A 6,717-nucleotide genomic window follows, 5' to 3' on the forward strand; every position below is an offset into this window, starting at 1 on the left:
ACATGGTGATGCTGGGATTTCATCCCAACCTACGAAGCTAGGCATAGGTTGTGGTGAGGCGCAGCCGAACCCCAACATGGCGTGCAGGTAGCTACCGCGGACGTTGGGGTTCGCGTCCGCTCATTCCAACCTGCGGTTCGCGAGCATGCGGCGGCGCAATGCCTCCGCCATGGCTGCAGTCTCACGCAATGGTGTTTGCTGCACGGGCGCTTCGGCATCGATGTCGTGCAACAAGCCGGCGCCGCGCAAGCTGGCATGAAAGCGTGCCAGCTTCGGTGGCAGATCCCCGCTGACAAATGTATGCACCGCGCAACCCACGGCGCAGGCCTCGCTCAGCATGTTCACCGAGTCCGGCGTCACCACCAGGCGATCGGCCCAGCCCAGCACGCCGGGGTAGGGGTTGTTGCCATCGTCCGGGCCGGTCCAAAGCAGGCCGGGAATGCCGCGCAGTGCGGTGCGCATTACTTCGGTCACCGCAGTGGGCGTGCGGCGCGAGGCCAGCACCAGCAGGCTGCCGCCTTCGCGCTGCCGACGTGCGAGCAATGCCGCGATGAGCTGCTGCGCGTAATCGGCATCCATGCGCATGCCTGAGCGAGGTCCGCCGAGCAGCACGCCGACGCGTGGACGAGGCAGGTACTCGAGCGCAGGACTGGCGTCACATCCATCGGCGAGCCAGGCATCGTCGACAGGATTCAACGAGCCCAGCGGGTTCAACACATTCGGGCCGGCCAGTCCGTCATGGCGGGGAGCGATGACGGTGTCCCAGTGCGTGGGTTCGATACGTGGGTCGAGGATCTGTACGGTATGGCAATAGCCTTCTGTCAGTCCGCGCAGCAGGCGCGTCAGCAAGGCCGCGCTCCGTCCACAACCGATGGCAAGGGTCGGCCATGGCGATGCGAACGTTGCGCGTTGTGAGGCGGGAAGGACCAGGCGTCCGCCAAGCGCCAGCCGCGGCGACAACCATGACCATGGTGCGCGCGGCGAAAGCACGAGGTGCCGCACCGGCATGCCCATCTGTTCGGCCAGCGCAAGGGCTTGGCGTTGGTTGCCGGCAGCGTGGTCGGTGATGGCCCAGCATTCCCCCGGCAAGCTGTGAGGCAATTCCTGGCTTGAGCGTTCGATTGTTGCCGGATCGTGCACAGTACGTTCGCCTCATTCGCCGCTGATACATCCGGCTTGCGCTTACACTCTGGTCTTTAATTCTTCACGCAGAGGATACCCATGAGCGAGAAGCTTGCCGAGGCAGCCTTGGACCAGTTGTTCCGCACCGCCCGCACCTACAATGCCTTTCTGCCCAAGGAAGTGACCGACGAGCAGTTGCATGCGCTGTACGAACTGGCCAAGTTCGGCCCGACCAGCGCCAATTCCTCGCCGATGCGGCTGGTGTTCGTGAAGTCCGCTGCGGCCAAGGAAACGCTCAAGCCGTTCCTCTCCGAAGGCAATCGCGCCAAGACCCTGGCGGCGCCGGTCACGGCGATCGTGGCGACCGATCATGCGTTCTACGAAAAGCTGCCGCAGCTGTTTCCGCACGCCGATGCGCGTAGCTGGTTCGTCGGCAATCAACCGCTGATCGATACCACGGCCTTTCGCAATGCCACGTTGCAGGGCGCCTACGTGATCATGGCGGCGCGCTCGATCGGCCTGGATTGCGGCCCGATGTCCGGCTTCGACAATGCCGGCGTGGACCAGGCGTTCTTCGCCGGCACCACGATCAAGTCGAACTTCCTGATCAATATCGGCTATGGCGACAGCAGCCGCGATTTGTTCCCGCGCAGCCCGCGGCTCTCCTTCGACGAGGCCTGCCGCGTCGCATAAGGTTTTCCCACGGATTGCCGCCTGGCCATGCCGCGCGGCGGTCGATGTTGTCCAACGCAAACGCGTTTTCCCCCTATCCACTTTGATTGAAGGCAGGAGACTTTTTCATGCGTACCCTTCGCTACGTATTGCTGGCTGGTTTGCTCGGCACCGCGCTGTCGGCCCAGGCCGCGCCGCAGACCTACAAGCTCGATCCGGGCCACACGATGGTGTTGTTTAGCTGGAGCCACTTCGGCTTCTCCCATCCGGTGGCCGACATCGGCATTTCCGACGGCACGCTGGTGTTCGACGAGAAGGATCCGTCCAAGGCTTCGGTGGACGTGACCATGCCGCTGAGCAATCTGGATACGCACGTGCCGGCGCTGGACAAGCACCTGAAAGAGGCGGATTTCTTCGATGCCGACAAGTACCCCACCATCACCTTCAAGAGCACTAGCGTGCAGTCGCTGGGCAACAAGCACTACAAGGTGACCGGTGATCTCACCGTGCATGGCGTGACCAAGCCGGTGGTGCTCAATGCCACGCTCAACAACGTTGGCCCGCACCCGATGACCGGCCAGCAGGCGATCGGCTTCAACGCCACCGGTACGCTGAAGCGTTCGGATTTCGGCCTCGGCGCTTATGTCCCGAAGGTGAGCGACGAGATCCAGATCAACATCACCACCGAAGGTGGCGTGCCGAAGGCTGGCCAGTAAGTCCGGCGCAAGGACCGTAGAAGGAGGGGGGAGTCGCGGGGCGCTGCGCTCTCGCTACTCCCCCCTTCTCCCTTGCTAGGGCCTGTTTACACCATTTGCGTAGCCCGCGCCGGGAGCTGTTTGCGCGCCAGCCAAGGAAGAACGAAGGCGTGTACGTCGGTCCACGACTGAGTGATGACGCCCGATGGCGGGCAAACGGCTCCCGGCGCGGGCTACGCAAATAGTGTAAACAGGCCCTAAGATAAGCGGTCCCATAGCCTCACCCCCGGAGCAACATCCCATGTCGGGTAACTCTGCCGCAGCCCCAAAGCTCATTCCGGCAAATGCCGAAAATCGTTACGAAGTGACGCGTTCGGACCTGCCGTTGTCCTGCCCAATGCCCGGCATGGCGCTGTGGAACTCCCATCCGAAGGTCTATTTACCCATCGTTGAGGATGGCGGCGAGTCCGTATGTCCTTACTGCGGCGCGCATTACGTCCTGCGCGACTGAGTCGCAGCTTTCACTCCCGAGCATAGTCCCCGCGAAACGGCACGATTGCTGCTTGGATTCTACGGATGAGAGTTGCGAATGAGGGAACCATGTCCGTTGCCGCCACACCGGCCAGAACGCTGACCGTTGTGCAGCTCATCCCCGCGCTGCATTCGGGCGGCGCTGAGCGCTCGGTGCTGGAGATGGGGCAGGCACTGGTGCAGGCCGGACATCGCTCGGTGGTCATTTCCGCGGGCGGTCGCATGACTGCGCAGCTCCAGGCCGAAGGCAGCGAACACATCACCCTGGACATCGGCCGCAAGTCGCTGAGCACCCTCGGCCGGCTATGGCGCCTGCGGCGCATCCTGCGCGACCTGAAGCCGGATGTGGTCCACGTCCGCTCGCGGCTGCCGGCATGGATGGGCTGGTGGGCACTCAAGGGCATGTCGCCCAGGCCGCATTTCATCACCACCGTGCACGGGCTCAACTCGCCCGGGCGCTACAGCGCGATCATGTTGCGCGGCGAGCGCATCGTGGTGGTCTCGCAGACGGTGCGCGATTACCTCATCAGCCATTACAGCAAGCTCGATACCACCCGCATCCGCATCATTCCGCGCGGCATCGATCCGGAAGCCTTCCCGTACGGACATCGTCCCGAGGAAAGCTGGCAGAAGGCCTTCTTCAACGAATTCCCCAAGCTCGCCGGTGCACCGCTGCTTACCTTGCCTGGCCGAGGCACGCGCCTGAAAGGCCATCACGACGCCATCGAACTGGTGGCCGAGCTCAAGCAACGCGGCATCGACACACGCCTGTTGCTGCTCGGCGTGGTCGAGCCCGGTCGTGAAGCCTACGTGCGCGAGCTGAAGGACCTGATCAAAGGCCGCGGCGTCGAAAATCAGGTGGTGATGACGCCGGCACGCCAGGACGTGCGCGACATCTACGCCATGTCCGCCCTGGTGCTGCAACTTTCCAACAAGCCCGAAGCCTTCGGCCGCACCGTGGTGGAAGCCTTGGCCTTGTGCCGTCCGGTACTCGGCTATGCCCACGGCGGCGTGGGCGAGCTGCTGGCCGAACTCTACCCCGCCGGCCGCGTACCGCCCGGCGACCGCGAGCGCCTGGTCGAACGCGCAGCGGAACTGCTGCGCGTCGCGCCCCCCATTGCGCCATTACAGCGCTATCGCCTGATCGACATGCAGCACGCCGCACTGGCGCTGTACGAGGAAGTGACGGGCTAACCCTGTACTTCGTAGGCTGGGATGACAATCCCAGCATCTCCTCATGTACGTCAGCCCACGCGGTGACAGCAGCCATTTGGCTCGTTTATTGTCCTGCGTTGATCAGGCTTCATTTCGCCGCCCGTGACCCGTCAGCGTCTCCCGGATTTTCTGCAAAGCATCGGCTTCATCGCATGGTGGCCGCTATGGCTGCTTGCGGTGCTGCTGCCGTTTGGCCGCAGCGCTGAGCTGGGCACGCTGCTATGTCTGGTGGGCATCGTGGTGGCGTTCTGCCGTGATCGCGCAACTTGGCATGGCGATCACGCGGTGCGGCTGTTTTTCGCGTTGCTGGCCTGCTACGCCGGCGCAGCGCTGGTGTCATCGTTCGCGGCAGTGATGCCAAGTAAAAGCTGGAGCACCACAGCAGGATTTCTTCGTTATGTGCCGCTTGGCCTGTACGCCGCCTACGCGTTGCGCAGCGCGCGATCGTTGCATGGTTTCTACGCAGCATTGGCCGTTGTTATCGCCTTCTGGGTGCTGGATGCATGGATGCAAATGCTGACCGGCTGGAGCCTGCGCGGCCATGCGGAACCCGAACGCATCTCCGGCTTGTTCGGCGCGGACGATCCCAAGCTGGGGCCGACGCTGGCAGTACTTTCGCCATTCTTGCTGTGGACGGCTCGTCAGCATGGAGGGCGGTGGGGCTTGATCGTGGTGTTTCTGCTGCTGCTGGGTCCGGTATTGCTGAGCGGCTCGCGTTCCGCCTGGATCGGTTTTGGCGTGGTCACGCTGGTGTTCATATGGCGCGAAGCAGGTTCGCCGCTGCGTTTTCTGGCCGTATGCGTGGCATGTGGCGTGGCGTTGTTGACGGCAGGCGGTATCGCCTGGAAGACCTCCACGCGCTTCGATGCACGCATGCAGCGCACGTTGATGGTTTTTAGCGGGAACGAACAATCGATCAACGAAGCAGCAACGGGGCGCCTGGATATCTGGCATACCGGCTTGCGCATGATCGAAGCCCGTCCGCTGTTTGGCGTGGGGGTGCGCGGATTCCGTTACGCCTATCCGCATTACGCACCGGCAAACGATCACTTCATGGTGGCGGAAAATTGCGGCGATGGCGTCGGCGCCTGCCATCCGCATCAACTGGTGATGGAAGTGCTTGCCGAAACCGGTATCGCGGGCATGCTGTTATGGCTGGCAGGTGTGGCGGTGGCCGTTCGCGCGTGGCGTCGCGCGGGCAAGGCTGCCCGGGCGGCGGCATTTCCTATCACGGTATCGCTGGGGGCGATGCTGTTTCCGATCAATTCCCATCTGGCCTTTTATTCCGCGTGGTGGGGCCTGTTGTTTGCCTGGTTGCTGGGGCTATGGTGTGCTGCGTTGTTTGCAGTGAGGAAGGAGTCGGGCGATGGCACGTGAACCGCTTTCGGTGGTGCTGATCACCTACAACAATGCCGATACCCTCGATGCCTGCCTGCGCGAAGTGGACTGGGCGGATGAAATTGTCGTGCTGGATTCAGGTTCTACCGACAGCACGGTGGCGATTGCGCGCATGCATGGTGCACAGGTGGACGTGCATCCGTTCGACGATTACGGCCCGCAAAAGCAGCGCGCTTACGATCTGGCGTGCAACGACTGGATTCTCAATCTGGATGCGGACGAGATTCTTTCGCCCGGCACGCGCGCCATCATCGAACGTGCGTTGGAAGATCCACGGCACGCCGGTTTTCGCATACCGCGCCGCGAGCGCATGTTCTGGACCGTGCAGCATCGCTGGAGCCATCGCAACGGTCATCTGCGCCTGTTCAATCGCAAGCGTGGCGGCATGAATGATGTGGAAGTACACGCGGCGGTGGAAGTGCGCGGGCCGGTGAAAACATTATGGGGCGCGGATTTCGTCAACAACGGCGATGGCGATATCGCCACGCGCGTGGAAAAGATCAATCGCTACAGCAGCGGCATGGTGGCGCATAAGCTGCGTCGCGGGCAGCGGTTTACCGGCATGCGCATGGTGGTGTATCCGCCGCTGTTCTTTCTGCGGCAGTTTGTGTTGAAGCGGTATTTCCTGAGCGGCTGGGCGGGGTTTATTGCCAGCGTGCTTGGGGCGTTTTATGTGTTCTTGAAGTATGCCAAGTTGCATGAGGCACGTAGAGCGGGTCGTTCCAATCCGCAGCTCTAAATGCTTTGTCGAGTAGCTTCATCTTCCGTCATTCCCGCGAAAGCGGGAATCCATCTTTGCTTTCTGCATTAGAGCGAAATGGATTCCCGCTTTCGCGGGAATGACGGCCTCACGGTATGAGGTCATCAGGACAGCAAGATTAACCCTTTATCCCTTCGCAAAAGGGCGGAGTGGGAAAGCGTGCTAGTTGTCACTAAGAATGCGCACAAACTCATCCGCAATCACCCGCGTACTGAAATGCCGATCCACAAAATCCCGCGCCGCCACACTCATCGGCTCGCGCACGTCCGTCTCGCACATCTTGAGGATCGCATTGCGCCACGCGGCGGCGTTGCCAGGCGGCAG

Annotated in this window: 7 protein-coding genes; 6 read left to right on the forward strand and 1 reads right to left on the reverse strand. The window is 62.3% G+C overall.

Annotated features, from left to right (window positions below):
• Positions 1–120: 120 nt before the first annotated feature.
• Positions 121–1,140: a mitochondrial fission ELM1 family protein gene (locus VJR68_RS12200; protein ID WP_324147949.1), complete on the reverse strand. Its 1,020-nt coding sequence runs from the start codon at positions 1,138–1,140 to the stop codon at positions 121–123.
• Between the two features lie 81 nt (positions 1,141–1,221).
• On the opposite strand from VJR68_RS12200, the gene VJR68_RS12205 reads away from it, so the two are divergent.
• The 6 genes from VJR68_RS12205 (at position 1,222) to VJR68_RS12230 (ending at position 6,372) form a co-directional block, all read left to right on the forward strand.
• On the forward strand, positions 1,222–1,815 hold the full coding sequence (locus VJR68_RS12205; RefSeq protein ID WP_324147950.1) for a malonic semialdehyde reductase: 594 nt from the start codon (positions 1,222–1,224) through the stop codon (positions 1,813–1,815).
• A 107-nt stretch (positions 1,816–1,922) separates the two neighbouring features.
• On the forward strand, positions 1,923–2,510 hold the full coding sequence (locus tag VJR68_RS12210; RefSeq protein ID WP_324147951.1) for a YceI family protein: 588 nt from the start codon (positions 1,923–1,925) through the stop codon (positions 2,508–2,510).
• A 280-nt stretch (positions 2,511–2,790) separates the two neighbouring features.
• Positions 2,791–3,000 (forward strand): zinc-finger domain-containing protein, encoded by a 210-nt coding sequence (locus tag VJR68_RS12215; protein WP_324147952.1) that lies wholly within the window; start codon positions 2,791–2,793, stop codon positions 2,998–3,000.
• Positions 3,001–3,089: 89 nt separating this feature from the next.
• Entirely contained in the window at positions 3,090–4,214 is a 1,125-nt protein-coding gene (locus tag VJR68_RS12220) for a glycosyltransferase (RefSeq protein WP_324147953.1), read from the forward strand.
• Positions 4,215–4,337: 123 nt separating this feature from the next.
• Positions 4,338–5,612: an O-antigen ligase family protein gene (locus VJR68_RS12225; RefSeq protein ID WP_324147954.1), complete on the forward strand. Its 1,275-nt coding sequence runs from the start codon at positions 4,338–4,340 to the stop codon at positions 5,610–5,612.
• Positions 5,602–6,372, forward strand: coding sequence for a glycosyltransferase family 2 protein (locus VJR68_RS12230; protein ID WP_324147956.1), 771 nt, complete (start codon positions 5,602–5,604; stop codon positions 6,370–6,372). The genes VJR68_RS12225 and VJR68_RS12230 overlap by 11 nt, the downstream gene beginning before the upstream one ends.
• Positions 6,373–6,717 lie beyond the last annotated feature (345 nt).

Origin of the sequence: Dyella sp. (assembly GCF_035277725.1) — a bacterium.
GTDB lineage: Bacteria > Pseudomonadota > Gammaproteobacteria > Xanthomonadales > Rhodanobacteraceae > Dyella_B.